General features: G+C 70.0%; 16 protein-coding genes and 2 pseudogenes. 1 reads left to right on the top strand and 17 read right to left on the bottom strand.

Features of this window, described 5'->3' with window-relative positions:
• Positions 1 to 30: 30 nt before the first annotated feature.
• From AB0937_RS02755 to AB0937_RS02715, 9 genes are all read right to left on the bottom strand, one after another.
• Positions 31 to 1,362 (bottom strand): glycosyl hydrolase, encoded by a 1,332-nt coding sequence (locus AB0937_RS02755; protein ID WP_366709132.1) that lies wholly within the window; start codon positions 1,360 to 1,362, stop codon positions 31 to 33.
• A 354-nt stretch (positions 1,363 to 1,716) separates the two neighbouring features.
• Positions 1,717 to 2,583 carry a tyrosinase family protein gene (locus tag AB0937_RS02750; RefSeq protein WP_366709131.1) on the bottom strand — a complete coding sequence of 289 codons (867 nt, stop codon included), beginning with the start codon at positions 2,581 to 2,583 and terminating at the stop codon, positions 1,717 to 1,719.
• On the bottom strand, positions 2,567 to 2,977 hold the full coding sequence (locus tag AB0937_RS02745; protein ID WP_366709130.1) for a tyrosinase family oxidase copper chaperone: 411 nt from the start codon (positions 2,975 to 2,977) through the stop codon (positions 2,567 to 2,569). The genes AB0937_RS02750 and AB0937_RS02745 overlap by 17 nt, the downstream gene beginning before the upstream one ends.
• A gap of 159 nt (positions 2,978 to 3,136) precedes the next feature.
• On the bottom strand, positions 3,137 to 3,421 hold the full coding sequence (locus AB0937_RS02740; protein ID WP_366709129.1) for a hypothetical protein: 285 nt from the start codon (positions 3,419 to 3,421) through the stop codon (positions 3,137 to 3,139).
• Between the two features lie 199 nt (positions 3,422 to 3,620).
• Positions 3,621 to 3,902 (bottom strand): hypothetical protein, encoded by a 282-nt coding sequence (locus AB0937_RS02735; RefSeq protein ID WP_366709128.1) that lies wholly within the window; start codon positions 3,900 to 3,902, stop codon positions 3,621 to 3,623.
• A 215-nt stretch (positions 3,903 to 4,117) separates the two neighbouring features.
• The gene (locus AB0937_RS02730; protein ID WP_366709127.1) at positions 4,118 to 4,927 is read right to left on the bottom strand and encodes a hypothetical protein; all 810 of its coding nucleotides are present in this window, start codon (positions 4,925 to 4,927) and stop codon (positions 4,118 to 4,120) included.
• 281 nt (positions 4,928 to 5,208) lie between these two features.
• Positions 5,209 to 5,439 (bottom strand): hypothetical protein, encoded by a 231-nt coding sequence (locus AB0937_RS02725; RefSeq protein WP_366709126.1) that lies wholly within the window; start codon positions 5,437 to 5,439, stop codon positions 5,209 to 5,211.
• Positions 5,440 to 5,628: 189 nt separating this feature from the next.
• The gene (locus tag AB0937_RS02720; RefSeq protein WP_366709125.1) at positions 5,629 to 5,889 is read right to left on the bottom strand and encodes a hypothetical protein; all 261 of its coding nucleotides are present in this window, start codon (positions 5,887 to 5,889) and stop codon (positions 5,629 to 5,631) included.
• 247 nt (positions 5,890 to 6,136) lie between these two features.
• Positions 6,137 to 6,394 (bottom strand): hypothetical protein, encoded by a 258-nt coding sequence (locus tag AB0937_RS02715; protein WP_366709124.1) that lies wholly within the window; start codon positions 6,392 to 6,394, stop codon positions 6,137 to 6,139.
• 254 nt (positions 6,395 to 6,648) lie between these two features.
• Between AB0937_RS02715 and AB0937_RS02710 the strand changes: the two are divergent.
• Positions 6,649 to 6,894: pseudogene (locus AB0937_RS02710) on the top strand (transposase); the annotation flags it as partial.
• 74 nt (positions 6,895 to 6,968) lie between these two features.
• On the opposite strand, the gene AB0937_RS02705 reads toward AB0937_RS02710, so the two are convergent.
• The 8 genes and pseudogenes from AB0937_RS02705 to iolC form a co-directional block, all read right to left on the bottom strand.
• Complete coding sequence (locus AB0937_RS02705) at positions 6,969 to 7,835, bottom strand: ABC transporter permease (protein WP_366709123.1); 867 nt, start codon at positions 7,833 to 7,835, stop codon at positions 6,969 to 6,971.
• A complete protein-coding gene (locus AB0937_RS02700; RefSeq protein ID WP_366709122.1) occupies positions 7,832 to 10,489 on the bottom strand; it encodes a CocE/NonD family hydrolase in 2,658 nt (885 codons plus the stop codon). Before AB0937_RS02700 ends, AB0937_RS02705 begins: the two co-directional genes overlap by 4 nt.
• Before the next feature lie 228 nt (positions 10,490 to 10,717).
• The gene (locus AB0937_RS02695) at positions 10,718 to 12,106 is read right to left on the bottom strand and encodes an APC family permease (RefSeq protein WP_366709121.1); all 1,389 of its coding nucleotides are present in this window, start codon (positions 12,104 to 12,106) and stop codon (positions 10,718 to 10,720) included.
• Positions 12,107 to 12,304: 198 nt separating this feature from the next.
• Entirely contained in the window at positions 12,305 to 13,807 is a 1,503-nt protein-coding gene (gene mmsA, locus AB0937_RS02690) for a CoA-acylating methylmalonate-semialdehyde dehydrogenase (protein WP_366709120.1), read from the bottom strand.
• Between the two features lie 14 nt (positions 13,808 to 13,821).
• Positions 13,822 to 15,705 carry a 3D-(3,5/4)-trihydroxycyclohexane-1,2-dione acylhydrolase (decyclizing) gene (gene iolD, locus AB0937_RS02685; protein ID WP_366709119.1) on the bottom strand — a complete coding sequence of 628 codons (1,884 nt, stop codon included), beginning with the start codon at positions 15,703 to 15,705 and terminating at the stop codon, positions 13,822 to 13,824.
• An 86-nt stretch (positions 15,706 to 15,791) separates the two neighbouring features.
• A pseudogene (locus AB0937_RS02680) lies at positions 15,792 to 15,905 on the bottom strand (5-deoxy-glucuronate isomerase); the annotation flags it as partial.
• Positions 15,906 to 16,038: 133 nt separating this feature from the next.
• A complete protein-coding gene (locus AB0937_RS02675; protein ID WP_366709118.1) occupies positions 16,039 to 16,920 on the bottom strand; it encodes a deoxyribose-phosphate aldolase in 882 nt (293 codons plus the stop codon).
• A complete protein-coding gene (iolC, locus tag AB0937_RS02670) occupies positions 16,917 to 17,867 on the bottom strand; it encodes a 5-dehydro-2-deoxygluconokinase (RefSeq protein WP_366709117.1) in 951 nt (316 codons plus the stop codon). Before iolC ends, AB0937_RS02675 begins: the two co-directional genes overlap by 4 nt.
• Between the last annotated feature and the right edge of the window lie 343 nt (positions 17,868 to 18,210).

The following is an 18,210-nucleotide window of genomic DNA, read 5'->3' as shown; positions in this document are numbered from 1 at the left end:
CGCCGCCGCGGCGCGCGCGACCCTCCCGTGCTACCGCGCGTGGCGCGACCACCAGTCGAGCCGCAGGCAGAGCTTCCCGCCGACCCAGTATTCCACCCAGTCGCCGAGGTCCAGCGGCGAGCAGCCTTCCGGCCGCGACGGGGCGGGCTGACTCGGCTGCGCTGTGGGCGTCGGGGCCGGAGCCGGCATCTGGGCCGGTGCGGTGGACGTGGAAGGCGTGGCGGGGGCGGGGTCCTTGCGGCCGAAGAGGAACGACCGGTAGACCTCGGACGCCCGGGGATTGGACCCGCACTGCCACACGCCGTGCGGGCAGTAGTCCGTCAGCGTCTGGTAGAGCGGCTTGTGCTCGTCCATCCACGCGAGCATGCGCTTCATGTACTCGGGGTTGTCGCCGTTGCGGAACAGTCCCCACTCGGGGAACGAGATGGCCTTGCCGTGCGCCTTGGCGAAGTCCACGTGGTGCTGCAACCCGTACGGCTCCGAGACCTGCTCCTCGAACGACATGCCCTGTGGCTGGTCGTAGGCGTCCAGGCCGATGATGTCGACGGTGTCGTCGCCCGGGTAGCACTCCGTCCAGGGCACGGCGTCCCGGCCCCGGCTCGGCGTGAAGTCGAACCGGAACTTCTGGCCCGGCACCGCGCGCATGGTGGTGACGATCCGGTTCCAGTACTGCTTCCAGGCCTCCGGGTCGGGCCCGCAGCGGTGGGTGTAGGTGATGCCGTTCATCTCCCAGCCGAGCACCAGGACGGTGTCCGGCACGCCCAGCCCGACCAGCCGCTCGCCCAGCGCGCGGAAGTGGTGGTCGAACCGGCCGGCCGCGGCCTCGCGCAGCAGTCCGCGCACCTCGTGGTCGGACAAGCCCTCTTCGTTGCGCTCCATCATCGGAACGTTGAGGACGAACAGCCGGTCGGCTTTCGCGCGGCGCCAGTTGGCCCACACGTCGAGGAAACCGGGGTGGCCCTCGATGTTGCTCCAGAGGTCGCCCGGCAGGTAGGTGTGCCCGACGCGCAGTTCAGCGCCGCCGAGCCAGCTGCTCAGCTGGGCCATGCGGGCCACGCCGAGGGGGCCGTAGTCGAGGTAGGCGCCGAACGTCGGGGTGGTGCTCGCGGGCAGGGTGGACGGTGTGGGCGTGGGGGTCGCCGTGCCCGTGCCGCCGGATGCGGACGTCCCGGTCTCGACCGATGCCGGGGCCGCGGTCGCCGCCGGGGCGGCCGCCACCACCGGTCGTGCCGGTTCGCCGGACCGTGCCGTTCCCGCGCCCGCGGCGATCGTCTGGCCGGACGCCAGGACCGCTGCCGCGGCCACCGCCGCCGCGACGAATGCCAGCCGCCGGGACCGTGCGCGTCGCTGCCGTGTGGCCATGGACGTCCCTTTCGCTCGTCTCCGCTCACTGACACTCAGTCACATGAAACGGATTCACGCCACCGTCGCTGGGGCTTTCGAGTGGCCCCTTCGGCCGCACCGGTGACCGTGTTCGAAGGAATGTGTTCGTGTCGCTGCTCGACGTTCGCGTCCCCGCGGCGGTGCTGCGGCCCGGCGGTGCTGACGCCGGCGGACGACGCGAGCGCCTCGCGGTGGACCGGATGCGCGAGGAACCGGCGCCGGGGTATCGGGCTGCGCAGCACGGTGCCGGTGTGCTTCTCCCGGTGGGCACGGGAGCTGGACACGCGCTCGCACGAGGCCGTCGGCCGGCTGCTTCCGCTGGGACTGGCGGCACTAGGCGTAGCGATAGATCCGGCTGTGGTCTTCCAGGTCCTGAGGTGTCACGTTCCACGGCGGCAGCTTCTGCTTCCGCGCGACGATCCGCCCCCGCTGGGCGTCGCCGCGGGCGGGCGGCTTGGCGGGGAGATACCTGGAACCTGGATGCCGTCGCTGCCAACGGGACCAGAGCAGGTCCACGAAGGCATGGTGCAGCCAGAAGACAGGATCATTGACCGAGGCGCCGCCGACCATGTGGCCTCCGACCCAGCGATGGACCCTGTTGTGAGTGCGCCATGATCCCGGAGGACGCCCGGGCCCCCAGCCTTCGATCTTGTTACGGAACCCCTTTGCTGAAGTCGAGTTCCAGGGGGCTGTGTCGTACAGCGGATCAGCAAGCGCCGCCGCAACGTCCTTGGACGTCGGCAGGCTGATCGGCTGTCGGGGACGACTCAGGTCACGCATGAGAAACTCGGCGTCGGTGACGCTCACCCTGATTTTCCAGGCGCCGTTACGGAAGGCGAAGGGGCCGGTCATCACCTGCCGGTCAGAGCGCCGCCCGGTGCCTCCAAGCAGGTCGTCGGTCCACGGTACGCCAGTACGCGAGCGGTCACGCGTCCAGTCCCAGTACGGCAGGGTGACCGAATCGTCCACGCGGCGCAGCGCGTTCTCCAGGTCCAGGAGGAACTTGCGATGCCATGGCAGGAAAGAAGGCGCCATATGAGCCGCGCGCAGGCCGCTCTCCCCGTCGGGTGCGTAGTACCGCAAGTGCCTGCGTACGAATTCGTCGTACTCACCGCGACGTTTGATTTCGATCAGCGCGTTGACGAACCGACGCCTTTCGGATCGGTTCAGCGTACTGACGTCTTTACGTGTGTAGACCATGGGGATGGTCCTCCCGGAACCTCGTTCCCGCGCTCGCACCATGGCTTTCGTCGGCGCCCCCGCCGCCGTCCCACAACCCGCCCAGTCTCGTGCCCGGACCCAGCTCGTCGACCGCCGCACGCGCGGCAGCGAGCGGGGTGGGGTACGACTGGTAGTGGTCGATCATGGTCATCCAACTACCGTCCGCACGCCGCATCAGATGGAGCGCTTCTCCGTCGACGGTGACGTGCCAACGGACGAGGTCGCTCGTGGAGCCGGCGGAGGTGGGGTAACTGCCGCCGACGATGCGCCGCCCTTTGTACGTTTCGTTGAACCGCTCCGCCGAACTGCGTGCAGTCGGTTCCCTCTTCGGCAAGACCGGGGCGATTACCGCTCCCGTTGCTGACGCGAGCATTGATGCCAGCAGCCACCGTCGGTTCCTGAATCGCGCGTTGGTGACGGAGGCGAACCAACCGCCGGCAGGCGGAGTGGCGCAATCGAGTGAGGACGCGGGGCGGGCCGGAGCAGACGACGATTTCATTCCTGGTCCCACAATCTGGTAAGAGCCGAGGACTCAGTCGACGGGCAGACCACCAAGCAGAGAGAAACGCGTCTCCTGGGTGACGGGACGACCCGAACCCTGCGTCACCTCGGCGAACCTTCCTTCGTCTGGCGTGCCGACGAGGTGTACGGGCCGCTCGTGCGCTCCGCCATGGACGGCCCCCTCCCCGATGCGCTTCGTCGCATCGGTGACGCCGTCGGCAGCGCTCCCCGGCCCCCCATGCGCGACGGCCGACGTGGCTGCAAGGGCCACGACAACGGGCCCGGCAAGGACGGCTGCAGCTTTCAGAGGATTCATGGTTCTCACCTTTTTCGACAATCGCTCACATTGTGACGTCACCTGCTGTGCACAGGCCCACAGGGTCGGTCAGCAACCCCGACGAATACCCCCTGGGGGCCAAGATGCAGAAGGCCCTGAAGGCCGACTCCGTACGGCGCGAAATCGGCCTATGGGGGGCGGTCCCTGACCCACCCGCAGCAGTGGGTCAGCAGCGTTCTCAGCGATTTACGGGCAGACCGCCCAGCAGGGAACCGGAGTTGCTGAGACGGTGAGTCGAGTTCTTCAGCGTCTTGCCCACCCGGCCCTCCTTCGTGAGGCCGAGCTTTTCGGCCTTCTGCTGCAGCGGGGCGCCGTCACCGGTCCGCTCGTCGACGGTTTCGGTAACGGTGCTCAAGTCGACGCTGGCAGCGGCGTCCGCTTCGTTGGCGTATGCGGGCGCGGCAGCGCCGGCGGCGATCACGGTCCCAGCAACGACGGCGACAGTCTTGAGAGCGTTCATCAGTTTCCTTTCCTCGGCACGTATATGCCGGAGTTATGACACCGTGCCTAACGATTACAGGCCACTCCGGTATCGGCCCCCAGGAAATCGCCGAGTCTTCATATGAGACCTTAGAAGTAGTTGGGAACCCAATTGCAATACCCGGGCGGAAAAGGGTGAATAAGGCTTCGTCGGTGCCGGACGGCACCAGCCGTCCGGCACCAAGAGGGGCGTCGCTACTTGCAGGACATCACGCGGCCCCGGCGGTACAGGAGCACACCACCGGTCACTAGCGCCGCAGCGATCCCCGAGGTCGCAAGCGTCCCTCGCCCCGCACCCGTTTCAGCCATGGACGGCGGCTGGTGCGGATTGGCTGCGGGCGGCGTCACCGGAGGGGTGGCATCGGGCGGCGTCACCGGAGGCGTACTGGGCGTGGGAGCCGGCGTTTCACCGTAGCCGCCCCCTGTGTCGCCGTCGTCACCGTAGCCGCCCCCCGTGTCGCCGTCATCGCCGTAGCCACCCCCCGTGGCGCCGTCATCGCCGTAGCCACCCCCCGTGGCGGAGTCATCCCCGTAGCCGCCCTCCTCATCGGGGCGTTCGCCATGTCCGGAGGAGAGGCCTTCGACGACCCTCTCCGCCACTTCGCCCCCTGGGCGGCTGGATGACAAGCTCGCCGCCTCGTCCACGTGCCGGCCAATGCTGCGAACGACGTCAGCCTGGGGAACACTCCGCGGTGCGTCGGCGGTGCCCGGCTGAAGGGCGCCCTCGGTCCGTCGCGTGCCTTCCTCTCCCGGGCTGCTGTCGTCGCCGTAACCGGCGGCGGCGCGCTGATCGTCGGCGATGTTCACATCGCACTCGCGAGGAGCGACTTTTCCTGCGCAAGTGCCTTCCTCCGAGAAAGCGGATGCGCTGCGGGTCGGGGTGCTGAGCCGGTCGCCCGTGGCCTCCTCAGCGCCGGAGTCCGCAAGGGCAGGGACGGCCCACAGGGACAGGATGCTCGACGCGGCGCTCGCCACGATCATTCCCTTGCTGAAGTTTCGTCGCATGTCGTAGTCGTCTTTCTGGTTTGAGGAAGGCTGGGATATTCGATCAGGACCGGGTCAATTCGGGCATCGGCAGAACGATTCCAAGATCGTCACCATGAACATTCCTCAAGCCGGCGCACTTTCGACCGGATCCTGGGAAAGATCAAAAGCGGCCATCGGGAGCGATGACCGCTATGGCTATTCGATTTTGCCCGTTTGCGTGGTCACCGGCTTTCAGGCGTGTGGTGGCGCGCACGCCACTGGGCCTGGTTCAGCGGCCGAGCAACGTGCGTGTTGTGCGATCAGCTTGCGGGCGCAGTCTGCGTGCAGAAGTTGCCGATGTTGGTGACGCTGTCACCGAGGACGCTGATCGGCGCGCTGACCGTGAGAAGGGAACCCCCGTCGAATTCCTGCTCACAGTGCAGAAGCTGGGCATTCTCGACGGTGGGACGGGGCGCGGGCGGGTCACCCGCGCAGTCCGCGTGGGCTGCTCCTGCGGCGACGAGACCGACACCGCTGATCGCACTCGTCATGAGCATTACCTTGTTGAACCTGCGCACCCGTGTCTCCTAGTAACTCTTGGCCGATGCGGCGCCATGGCCTCAATCGGCATGGGTAGGGCGTGACGCTTTGTCCGCCGACGCCCTCTGAACGTTGGCTGCCCGAACCGAGGAGCGGGTCTCGCATCGCGCACGAGACCCTGCCACTCGGCATTCCGCGGGTCAGTCCTCTACGGCGACCTGCGCGCAGAAGTTGCCGGTGTTCTGGTCGTTGTCCTCGCCGACCTCGACCGGGTTGATCGGGGCGAAGGCAAGCCCACCGTCGAACGACTGCTCGCACTCCATGATCTGCACGTTGTCGACGAGGATCGGGCCGTCGCCGGCGCTGGCGACACCGCTGCCGACGACACCCAGGCCGCCGACCATGACCGCCACGGCCGCAACCGTCTTGAGCTTCTGCATTGCTTCTCCGATTTCGTTCACGAACACGGCATCCTTACGCACCGTGTTTGTTTCGTCACAGACGCTAGCATGCGCCGGCTCGGATTCTCCATTCCCGACACACCCATTTGGGCGCACCCATTTCGGCTATACGCCCGGAAATACATATGCAGAGCGGAGGGAATCACTCTGGGTGACGGATAGCCAAGAATTTCGAATACAGACCCGACAACAGATAGAGGGCCTCGCATCGTTCACGCGAGACCCTCTTTTGAAGCTGTGGGGACAATCAGTCCTCTACGGCGACCTGCGCGCAGAAGTTGCCGGTGTTCTGGTCGTTGTCACCGGTGACAGCGCCGGTCACGGGCGCGAAGGCGGCACCAGCGTCGAACTCCTGCTCGCACTGCAGCACCTGCAGGTTTTCGACGGCAACACCCGGGAACGGGTCCGAGGAGTAGCCGCCGTTGGCGCTGGCAACTCCACCGCCGGCCAGGCCAATGCCACCGACCATGACGGCCAGGGCCGCTGCCTTCTTGAACTTGTGCATGGTGTCTCCATTTTTCTCACGCACACGACCCTCCTTACGGGTCGTGTCCGACTGGTTACAGAACATAACACAGGACTCACCTAACGCCTCATTTCCGGCACACCCGATGGAGTGGCCCCAATCGGGCAACTCATCATTTTTTTCTTCCATAGGACTGCCTACCGAGCCTTCGGGTCGCGCGGGTGGCGTTGTTGTAAGGCGCCCAAGAGGGCAGTGGGAAGGCAGCGATCATCAGCGACCGGAGGAGCACAGGTCTGCCGACCGGCGTGTTCACCGAGCTCATCGCGGAGACAGGCCCGTCGTGGCATGAACGGCACCGGGGGCAAGCCCACTTCCAGGCCGCGGGAGCGGGCGCGAGGCACCCATTGGTGTTCGTCGACCCCGCCACGCTGGTGCATCTGCGCCACGCCACCACGCCGCACGATGTGCCGGCTTGCTGGTTCGGCGTCGACCGCTCCACCCTCACTCGTGACGTCCGCGAAATGCGGCCCCTGCGCGCAGCGGGGCACTGCGGATGCGTCTCGAAGCGGCCCCGCGAAGGGCCCGCCGAGACCCGGGGGGATCCTCCGTCGACCTAGGAGACGACGTCCTTGCGGGCGAAACCGCGGAAGGCCAGGGCGAACAACACGAGCGCGTACGTCACCGAGACCGACGCGCCCTGGATCATGTCCGTCCACTCCAGCTGCGGCCGGACGGCGTCCAGCCAGGCGTACTGCCAGTGCGCCGGCAGGAAGTGGCGCCAGTCGCCGAGAGCCGTCACCTCGTCGAGGACGCTGCCGATGATGGTGAGGAACACCGCCCCGCCGACCGCGCCGAGCGGGGCGTCGGTGCGGGTCGACAGGCAGAACGCGAGGGCGGCGGTCACCAGTTGGGACACCATGATGTACGCGACGACGATCAGCATGCGCTGCACCGCGGTGCCGGTGGACAGGCTGCCGCCGGTGGGCAGTTCGAGCGGTCCCCAGCCGTACGCGGCCGTGCCCGCGGCGAGGGCCACGACCGGGAGCAGCACCAACGCGGCCAGGCTCAGGGTGAGTCCGACCGCCAGCTTCGACCACAGCAGCCGGGCCCGGGGCACGGGGGCGGCGAGCAGATAGCGCAGGGACGACCAGCTCGCCTCTGAGGCGACCGTGTCCCCGCAGAACAGGGCGACCGGGATGACGAGCAGGAAGCCCGCGGCGGAGAAGAGGTTGACGGCGGCGAAGTTCGCTCCGGACGCGGTCGCCGTGTCCATGAGATTGACGCGGTTGTTGTTGCCGCCCGGGTCACCGCCGGCCTGGAAGGCGATCAGCAGGATGATCGGCAGGGCGAACAGGACGCCTCCCATCACCATGCTGCGGCGCCGCTTCAGCTGCCGGACCAGCTCGACGCGGAAGGGCAGGGTGCGGCCCGCGCGGTAGCCGTCGGCGACCTCGACGGGCGGCTCGGCGAGCTTGCTCATGCTTCGGCTCCGATCAGGGTGAGGAAGGCGTCCTCCAGACGGCGGTGCGGGCCGACCGATTGCACCGGTACGTCGAGCCGTACGAGCTCGGCGACCAGGCGCTGCGGGGTGCCGTCGGCGTCGAGCCGGACCAGGAGCCCCTCGTCGACACGTACAGCGGAGGCGACTCCGGGCAGGGCTGCGACCTTCTCCACGACGGGTTCGTCCACCGGCGTGGCCGTGCCCACCAGGAGGGTGTCGCCCGAGCCGACGATGTCCGCGACCGGGCCCGCCTGGACGAGCTGTCCGTGGTCCATCACGACCAGGTGGGTGCAGGTCTGCTCGACCTCGGCGAGGAGGTGGCTGGAGACGATGACCGTGCGGCCGGCGGCGGCGTAGCGGATCATCACCTCGCGCATCTCGCGGATCTGGGGCGGGTCCAGGCCGTTGGTCGGCTCGTCGAGGATGAGCAGATCCGGCAGGCCGAGCATGGCCTGGGCGATGGCCAGGCGCTGGCGCATGCCCTGGGAGTAGGTGCGCACCGCGCGGGCGAGGGCGTCGCCGAGGCCCGCGATCACCAGGGCCTCCTCCAGGTGCGCGTCCTCGGCGGGCCGGCCGGTGGCGCGCCAGTACAGCTCCAGGTTCTCGCGGCCGGACAGGTGGGGCAGGAAGCCCGCGCCCTCGACGAAGGCGCCGACCCGGGAGAGGACCGGGGCGCCTGCGCTGATGGCGTGGCCGAAGACGCGGATCTCGCCGCCGTCGGGCCGGATGAGTCCCATCAGCATGCGCAGGGTGGTGGTCTTGCCCGCCCCGTTGGGGCCGAGCAGGCCGAGCACCTGGCCCTGCTCCACGCGGAAGGAGAGGTCCTTGACGGCGTACCGGTCGGCGGACTTCGCGTACCGCTTGGTCAGGTCCGTGATCTGGAGGGGGACTTCGGCCAGGGCCGGGTCCGGCGGGGCGGGTGCGGCCGTGCGGCGGCGGCCGGTGAGGATCAGCGCGAGCGCGATGCCGGCTCCGGCCAGCGGCAGCCACCACACCCAGGCGGGCAACCCGTCCTGGGTGTCGCGCTGCCCGAGGGCCGAGGGGACAGACAGGTCGCCCTCGAGGGAGACGGTGTAGGTCGCCGGGGTGGCCGGGGAGGCGTAGCCGAGGTCCGTCGAGGCCAGGACCAGGCGCAGCCGGTGGCCGTCGTCGACCTCGTGGTCGATCGCCGGGAGGGTGATGGTGACGTCCTTGCCGGCTTTGGCGCCCTCGACCCGGATGGGCGTGACGAGCTGCGAGGGCAGGACCGGACGGGTGCGGCCGCCGGGGCCGACGTCGTAGAGCTTCGCGAAGAGGACGGCGTCGTCGCCGGTGGACTTCACGTGGACGGTCGCGGTGGGCGAGCCGGTGATCTGGAGGTCCTCGCGCAGCGGCGCGGACTCGAACGCGGCGAACTGGCCGGGGAAGTCCAGGGAGACGCCGATGCCGAGGGTGGAGAGCTGGCTGAGGCCTCCGGCGCCGCCGAGGCCGGGCAGGGCGGACACACCGGGCGGGCTGGCGCCGGGCGGATTGTCGAAGCTCTGCTCGCGGCCCGCCAGGGAGAGGGAGCGCTGCTTGCTCTCCAGGCCGGGGTAGCGGTCCGACGTCACCCCGGTCAGGCGGGGTTCGCCGTCGCCGGAGCCCTGGCCGAGGGTGCGGCTGACGCGGAAGGCGGGGCCGGTGTCGGTGCCCTTGTCGTCCTTGAGGTAGCGGTCGAACCAGGACGTCACGCGGGCTTCGATCCGGCCGGTCTCCAGGTCGCCGCCGTCGTGGCCCCCGGCGATCCAGTCGACGTCGACGGGGGCGCCGTTGGCCCGGATGGCCCTCGCGGCCTGGTCGGCCTGGCCGAGCGGGAAGAGGGAGTCGGACTGGCCCTGCGACAGCAGGGTCGGCACCTTGATGTTCTTGCCGACGGCGGACGGCGAGCGCTCGTCGAGCATCTTCCGCGCCTCGGCGTCCGGTGTGCCCGACTCCGCGACCCGCGCGTACATCCGGCACAGTGCGGGCTCGAACTTCCCGCAGCCGCCGCCGGAGTTGACGAAGATGCCGGCCCAGAGCTTCTTGAACACGCCGTTGGGGAAGAGGGCGTCGGCGAGGTTCCAGTAGGTGATCGCCGGGGCGATGGCGTCGACGCGGTCGTCGTGGCCCGCCGTGAGCAGGGCGATGGCGCCGCCGTAGGAGGCACCGGCCATGCCGACGCGGGGGTCGCCCTTCTTGTCGAGTTCGACCTGGGGCTGCTCGGCCAGCCAGTCGATGAGCTTCGAGACGTCGGCGACCTCGCCCTCGGGGTCGTTCAGGCCGATCTTCCCGTTCGACTTGCCGAAGCCGCGGGCCGACCAGGTCAGGACCGCGTAGCCGTCCCGGGCGAGGTCCTGGGCCTGCTGCCGTACGTCGTTCTTGCTGCCGCCGAAGCCGTGCCCGAGCAGGACGGCGGGGCGGCGGCGGTCTCCTCCGGAGGTGAAGAAGGAGGTGTCGATGCGGATGCCGTCGCCGGTGGGCAGGGTCCGGTCCTCGCGGTGGACCGGGGGTGCCTCGTCGTTCGCGACGGCCGTCCACGTTCCCGCGCCGGCGAGGACGACGACGGCGGCCCCGGCGGCGAGGAGCCGCCGGGGCCGCCGCAGCAGCCCGGGGAGGCCGGGCAGTCGAAGATCCATGCGTCAACGGTACGGGGTGAAGCTGTCGAAGAGTTGTCGACCGGAGACCGAAGTGCGGGGCCTTCCAGGGGTGTACACGGAGTTTTGGGCGTACTGCGGGTGGTGTACGGGGGTGAGCTCCGAAAGGTTGCTGTGGTGTGCCGGGTGCGGGTGCTCGGGAGTTGTTCGCGCAGTTCCCCGCGCCCCTGAGGGCATGGCGGCTCCCGGCGCATCACAAAAGAGCCGGCGTTACTCCTCCGGTACCGACACCAGCCACCGCGTTTCCCTGCGCGGGCGGAGGTAGAGGGCCCAGTACAGGGTGGCCGCTGCCGTGATGCCGCCCGTCCAGAGCAGGTACGTCGGGTCCTGCTGGATCAGGATGTAGAGCAGGACCGCGATCAGGAGGACGGGGGCCGTCGGCCACAGCGGCATGCGCCAGGCCCGGGTGTGGCGGTGGGTGCCGCGGCGGGTGAGGAGGGCCGCGGCGGCGACCAGGAGGTACATGCCCGTCACCGACACGCCCGTGACGCCGTACAGGGTGTCCAGGTTCACGAAGCACAGGGCCGCGCCGGGGACGCCGACGGCGAGGGTGGAGACCCAGGGGGAGCCGAAGCGGCCGAGGCGGGAGAAGAGGGTGTTGACCGGTCCGGGCCAGGCCTTGTCGCGGGCCGAGGCGAACAGGACGCGGGAGTTCTGGATGACCATGACGATGCCCGCGTTGATGATCGCGAGGGCCACGCAGAGGCTGACGAACGTGCCGACGGCCGAGTTGGACCAGGCCGTGACCATGGTGCTGATGTCCCCGCCGGTGAGGGCGGCGAGGCCGGGGGCGCCCAGGGTGATGGCGGCGACCGGGACCAGGATGATCACGGTGGACAGGGCGAGGGTGGCCAGGACCGTGCGGGCCACCGAGCGGCGGGGGTTCTCCAGTTCCTCGGAGAGGTAGACCGCCGTGGAGAAGCCCTGCGTGACGAACAGGGCGATCGCAAGGCCGGAGACCACCAGGAGGGCCGTGACGGTGTCCGGGGCGCCGTCCGGGCCCGCCACCCGCATCGAGACCAGGCTGCCGGCGCCGCGCTCGGCGTGCGTGAAGCCCAGGACCGCCACCACCGCCGCCGCGATGACCTCCAGGACCAGGAAGACTCCGGTGATCCAGGCGTTGGCCCGCAGATCGAGCAGACCGGCCAGGGTCGCGAGCAGCATCACCGAGGCGCCCGTCCAGGACGGGTCGAGGTGGACGAGGGGGGCGAGGTAGTCGGCCGTGCCCATCGCGATGACCGGCGGGACGATCATGACGACCAGCAGGGACAGGACGAACACCAGCCAGCCCGCGAGCCGTCCGGCCATCGTCGAGACCATGGCGTACTCGCCGCCGGCGCTGGGGACGAGGGTGCCCAGCTCCGCGTAGCAGAACGCCACCGCCACGCAGAGCAGCGAGCCGATGGCGATGGTGAGGGCGGTGGCGGTGCCGAGCGAGCCGAACAGGTCGGGGACCACCACGAACAGGGTGGAGGCGGGGGTCACGCAGGACAGGGTGAGGAGGGTGCCGCCGACGACTCCGATGGAGCGCTTCAGCTTCTTGGGGCCGCCCGACGCCTGCGCGACGGCGGCCTCGACAGGGGTGAGGGTGTCGGTCACGTGGGGGATGCAACATCGACGGAAACCGTCACGTCAATGGGTGTTGACCTACGAAATCCGTAGCCAAGTGATCTCTATGGCGCGGTTTAGCGTTGCTTCCGCGCTTCTGCGTCACGGATCCGGCCGGTGCGGGAACCGTAGGCGGGGCGCGCAAAAAAGTGGGGCCGTCCGCGATGCGGACGGCCCCGGCACCCGGTGTCAGTGGTTGCGCGGGAAGCCCAGGTCCACGCCCGCCGGGGCATCGGCCGGGTCCGGCCAGCGGGTGGTGACGACCTTGCCGCGGGTGTAGAAGTGCGTGCCGTCGTTGCCGTAGATGTGGTGGTCTCCGAAGAGCGAGTCCTTCCAGCCGCCGAAGCTGTGGTAGCCGACGGGGACCGGGATCGGGACGTTCACGCCCACCATGCCGGCCTCGACCTCCAGCTGGAAGCGGCGGGCCGCGCCGCCGTCCCGGGTGAAGATCGCCGTGCCGTTGCCGAACGGCGACGCGTTGATGAGGTCCAGGGCCTCCTCGTACGTCTCGGTGCGCAGCACGGTCAGCACCGGGCCGAAGATCTCGTCCTGGTAGGCCTTCGCGGACGTGGGCACCTTGTCGAGCAGCGAGATGCCGATCCAGTGGCCGTCCTCGAAGCCGTCGACGGTGAAGCCGGTGCCGTCCAGGACGACCTCGCAACCCTCGGCGGCCGCGCCCTCGACGTAGGAGGCGACCTTGTCGCGGTGGACCTTGGTGATGAGCGGGCCCATCTCGGAGGCCGGGTCGTCGCCGGGGCCGATCTTGATCTTCTCGGCGCGCTCGCGGATCTTCTCCACGAGCTCGTCGCCGATCGAGCCGACGGCGACGACCGCGGAGATGGCCATGCAGCGCTCACCGGCGGAGCCGTACGCGGCCGAGACGGCGGCGTCGGCGGCCGCGTCGAGGTCGGCGTCCGGGAGGACCAGCATGTGGTTCTTGGCGCCGCCCAGGGCCTGGACGCGCTTGCCGTTGGCGGAGGCGGTGGTGTGGATGTAGCGGGCGATCGGGGTGGAGCCGACGAAGGAGACGGCCTTGACGTCCGGGTGCTCCAGGAGGCGGTCGACGGCCACCTTGTCGCCGTGGACGACGTTGAAGACACCGTCGGGCAGGCCCGCCTCGGCGAGCAGCTCGGCGATCTTGACGGACGCCGACGGGTCCTTCTCGGACGGCTTCAGCACGAACGTGTTGCCGCAGGCGATGGCGATGGGGAACATCCACATCGGCACCATCGCCGGGAAGTTGAACGGCGTGATGCCGGCGACGACGCCGAGCGGCTGGCGGATGGAGGACACGTCGACGCGGCTGGCGACCTGCGTGGACAGCTCGCCCTTCAGCTGCACGCTGATGCCGCAGGCCAGGTCGACGATCTCCAGGCCGCGGGCGACCTCGCCGAGGGCGTCGGAGTGGACCTTGCCGTGCTCGGCGGTGATCAGCTCGGCGATCGCGTCCCGGTTGGCGTCCAGCAGGGCGCGGAACGTGAACAGGATCGAGGTGCGCTGGGCCAGCGAGGACTGGCCCCAGGTCAGGTAGGCCTCCTTGGCGGCGGCGACCGCCGCGTCCACCTCGTCGACCGAGGCGTACGCGACCTTCGTCGTCACCTCGCCGGTCGCCGGGTTGGTCACCGGCCCGTGCGTGCCCGAGGCGCCTTCGACGGCCTTGCCGCCGATCCAGTGGTTGACGATCTTCGTCATGGCCGGGAACTCCTTCACAGATGGCGGCGTCGGGTGGAGACGTGCCGTTCGTACAGCTCACGTGCCTTGACCGCGGACGGCCGTGTCGCGGTCTCGGCCACGGGTACATCCCACCAGGCCTGCGCGGGAGGCGCGCCCGACACTGTGTCTGCCGTTTGGGTCTCGACGTAGACACATGTGGGAGTGTCGGCCGCCCGGGCCTCGGCGAGGGCCTCGCGCAGGTCCCGGACGGTCTTCGCGCGCAGGACGCGCATACCGAGGCTGGCCGCGTTGGCGGCGAGGTCGACGGGCAGCGGCGCCCCGGTGTGGGAGCCGTCCTCGGCCGGGAAGCGGTAGGCGGTGCCGAACCGCTCGCCGCCCACCGACTCGGACAGACCGCCGATCGAGGCGTAGCCGTGGTTCTGGATGATCAGGACCTTGATCGCGATGCCCTCCTGCACGGCCGTCACGAGCTCCGTGGGCATCATCAGGTACGTGCCGTCGCCGACCAGCGCCCACACGGGCCGGTCCGGGGCGGCCATCTTGACGCCGATGGCGGCCGGTATCTCGTAGCCCATGCAGGAGTAGCCGTACTCCAGGTGGTACTGGTCGCGCGACCGCGTCCGCCACAGTTTGTGCAGGTCGCCGGGGAGGGAGCCGGCGGCGTTGATCAGGATGTCCGACGCGTCCGCGATCTCGTCCAGGGCGCCGAGAACCTGGGGCTGGGTCGGCCGGGTGTCCGGTTCGTCCACCTCGTAGCAGGCGTCGACGCGCTGCTCCCAGCGCTCCTTGTCCTCCGTGTACTCGGTGGCGTAGGTGCCGCCGACCCGGTGGGCGTGCAGGCGGAGAGCAGCGGTGAGCTCCTGCAGACCGCTGCGGGCGTCCGCGACCAACGGCTGACCGGCGAGCTTGTGGCCGTCGAAGGGCGCGATGTTGAGGTTGAGGAAGCGGACGTCGGGGTTGCCGAACAGCGTGCCGGAGGCGGTGGTGAAGTCGGTGTAGCGAGTGCCGACACCGATCACCAGGTCGGCGGTGCGGGCGAGTTCGTCCGCGGTGGCGGTGCCGGTGTGACCGACGCCGCCGACGTCCTGGGGGTGGTCGTGGCGCAGGGAGCCCTTGCCGGCCTGGGTGGAGGCGACCGGGATGCCGGTGGCCTGGGCGAACTCGGCGAGGGCCTCCTCGGCGCGGCTGTGGTGGACGCCGCCGCCCGCGATGACCAGGGGCCGCTTCGCCGCCCGGATCGTCCGCACCGCCTCGGCGAGTTCGGCCGGGTCCGCGCCGGGCCGCCGTACGGTCCAGACGCGCTCGGTGAAGAACTCCTCGGGCCAGTCGTACGCCTCGGCCTGCACGTCCTGGGGCAGGGCGAGGGTGACGGCGCCGGTCTCGACGGGGTCGGTGAGCACGCGCATCCCGTTCAGCGCGGACGGGATCAGGGCCTCGGGCCGGGTGATCCGGTCGAAGTACTTCGACACCGGGCGCAGGCAGTCGTTGACCGACACGTCGCCCGCGTACGGCACTTCGAGTTGTTGCAGGACCGGGTCGGCGGGGCGGGTCGCGAAGACGTCGCCGGGCAGGAGCAGCACCGGAAGGTGGTTGATGGTCGCGAGGGCGGCGCCGGTGACGAGGTTGGTGGCGCCCGGGCCGATGGACGTCGTCACCGCGTGGGTGGACAGCCGGCCCGACTGGCGGGCGTAGCCGACCGCCGCGTGCACCATGGCCTGCTCGTTGCGGCCCTGGTGGTAGGGCATCTCCTCGGTGTGTTCGAGGAGGGCCTGGCCGATCCCGGCGACGTTGCCGTGGCCGAAGATGCCCCAGGTGGCGCCGATGAGCCGCTGCCGGACGCCGTCGCGTTCGGTGTACTGGGCCGACAGGAAGCGCACGAGCGCCTGTGCGACCGTCAGTCGCGTCGTCGAGGTCATCGGTGTCCCTCCCTCTGGGTGGTCACGGATACGCGACGGTCACCACGAACGTTCACACGGCGGGGCGGCGTGCGCCTCGTACGGGAGACCTCCGGCGCGGGGCCGTAGCGGGCGGGGAGTTGTCGCTCGCACTTCGCTCCTGCCAAAGCAAAGCGGCTTCCCGCGCCGGAGGCGATCTGGACCCGGGACCTGCCCGGGATGGGGAACGGCCGGACTTCCGCGCCGTCCGGAAGAGGGACCTGCCGGACTTCCGCGCCACCGCCTGGGCGAGGGAACTCTCGGTCTTCTGTGCCGTCGGCCGTGGTGAAGGCGTGGGTGGTCATGATGCGGCCCTCACAGCAGTCCGACGGCGGTGTCCACGGCGGCGGCCACATCGCCGTCCGCCGGATACAGCAGCGAACGGCCGACCACCAGCCCGCGCACGGTGGGCAGTTGCAGGGCGCCGCGCCACTTCTCGTACGCCCCGTCCTGATCGTCCCCGACCTCCCCGCCGAGCAGCACGGCGGGCAGGGTGGAGGCCGCCATGACCTCGGCCATGTCGTCGGGGTTCTCGGTGACCGGCACCTTCAGCCAGGTGTAGGCGGAAGTGCCGCCCAGGCCCGAGGCGATGGCGATCGACTTGGTGACGGCCTCGGCGGAGAGGTCGTTCACGACCTTGCCCTCGGGGGTGCGGCGGCTGAGGAACGGCTCGACGAAGACGGGGAGTTTCCGGGCGGCCATGTCGTCGATCGCGCGGGCGGTGGACTCCATCGTGGTGAGGGAGCCCGGGTCGCCGTAGTCGATGCGCAGGAGCAGCTTGCCCGCGTCGAAGCCGAGGCGCTCGATGTCCTCGGGGCGGTGGCCGGTGAAACGGTCGTCGAGTTCGAAGCTCGCGCCCTGCAGACCACCGCGGTTCATCGAGCCGAGGACGACCTTGCCGTCCAGGGCGCCGAGCAGGAGCAGGTCGTCGAGGATGTCCGCCGTGGCGAGGACGCCGTCGACCCCCGGGCGGGACAGGGCCAGGCAGAGGCGTTCGAGCAGGTCGGCGCGGTTGGCCATGGCCATGCTGCGGCCGCCGACCCCGAGGGCGCCGCGGGCCGGGTGGTCGGCGGCGACGACCATCAGGCGGCCGTTGCCGTTCAGCAGTGGCCGACGGGTGCGGCGGGCGGCGGCCTCCGCGATCGCCTCCGGGCGGTGGCTGCGCAGGTTGACGAGTTCGGAGATGTCCACGTTCACCGGACGGCCCCCGCGGTGACGGCCGCCTCGATCTCGGCCGGGGTGGGCATCGCGGAGGAGCACTCCAGGCGGGAGGCGACGATGGCGCCGGCGGCGTTGGCGTGCCGCATGGTCGTCTCCAGGTCCCACCCGGCCAGCAGACCGTGGACGAGACAACCGCCGAAGGCGTCTCCCGCTCCGAGCCCGTTGAGGACGTTCACCGGCAGCGGCGGGACCTCGGCGCTCTCACCGGCGCTGTTCACCGCGAGGACGCCCTTGGGGCCCTGCTTGACGACGGCGAGTTCGACGCCCGCGTCCAGGAGGGCCCGGGCGGCGGTGTGCGGTTCGCGTACGCCCGTGGCGACCTCCACCTCGTCAAGGTTGCCGACGGCGACGGTGGTGTGGCGCAGGGCCTCGGCGTAGAAGGGACGGGCGGCGTCGGGGTCGGTCCAGAACATCGGACGCCAGTCGAGGTCGAAGACGGTCGTGCCGGCCTTGGCGCGGTGGGCGAGGGCCGCGAGGGTCGCCGTACGGCTGGGCTCCTCGCTCAGGCCCGTACCCGTGACCCAGAAGACCCGGGCGTCACGGACGGCGTCGAGGTCGAGCTCGTGGGCGTCGATCTCCAGGTCGGGGGCCTTGGGCCGGCGGTAGAAGTACAGCGGGAAGTCGTCCGGCGGGAAGACCTCGCAGAAGGTGACCGGGGTGGGCAGGCCGGGCACCGGGGTGACCCAGCGGTCGTCCACGCCGAAGTCCCGCAGGGCCTGGCGGAGATAGGTGCCGAAGGGGTCGTCGCCGGTGCGGGTGATCACCGCCGTCCGCCGTCCCAGACGGGCCGCCGCGACCGCGACGTTGCTCGCCGAGCCGCCGAGGAATTTGCCGAAGGACGTGACCTGCGGCAGCGGGACGCCGGTCTGCAGTGGATACAGGTCCACTCCGATCCGCCCCATGGTGATCAGGTCGTACGTCATCGGTGTCCCCTCGATGCTCGGCTCTCCCCGGCTTTCTAGCCCCCTCTCGAAGCCCTGTCAATGTTTTGTCCAGACATTCGGACCAGATCATGACAGCGCTTTCCGCCTGTCGCCGTCCGCTGCGCGCCGTCCGGCGTCCGCGTCTGCGGGCACACCGGGCCTCGCGTTCGTGCCCTCACAGTTCCGTAGTCTTCAGCCCCGCGCCCCGGCCCGCCTCTCCGGACGGCCTGCAACCGGCGGCGTGTGCGGCGTCAAGGCACCCCGCCGCCGATCCCACGCGCTTCTTTGCCCCGGCTGTGTCACAAACACTCCGGCCCTGTCACACATGTCGCGTGTACGCGGG

The organism is Streptomyces sp. NPDC047880 (genome assembly GCF_040706515.1).
Classification (GTDB): domain Bacteria; phylum Actinomycetota; class Actinomycetes; order Streptomycetales; family Streptomycetaceae; genus Streptomyces.
The sequence above is the reverse complement of the archived record's forward strand: the minus strand, read 5'-3'. Positions and strand labels throughout refer to the sequence as shown.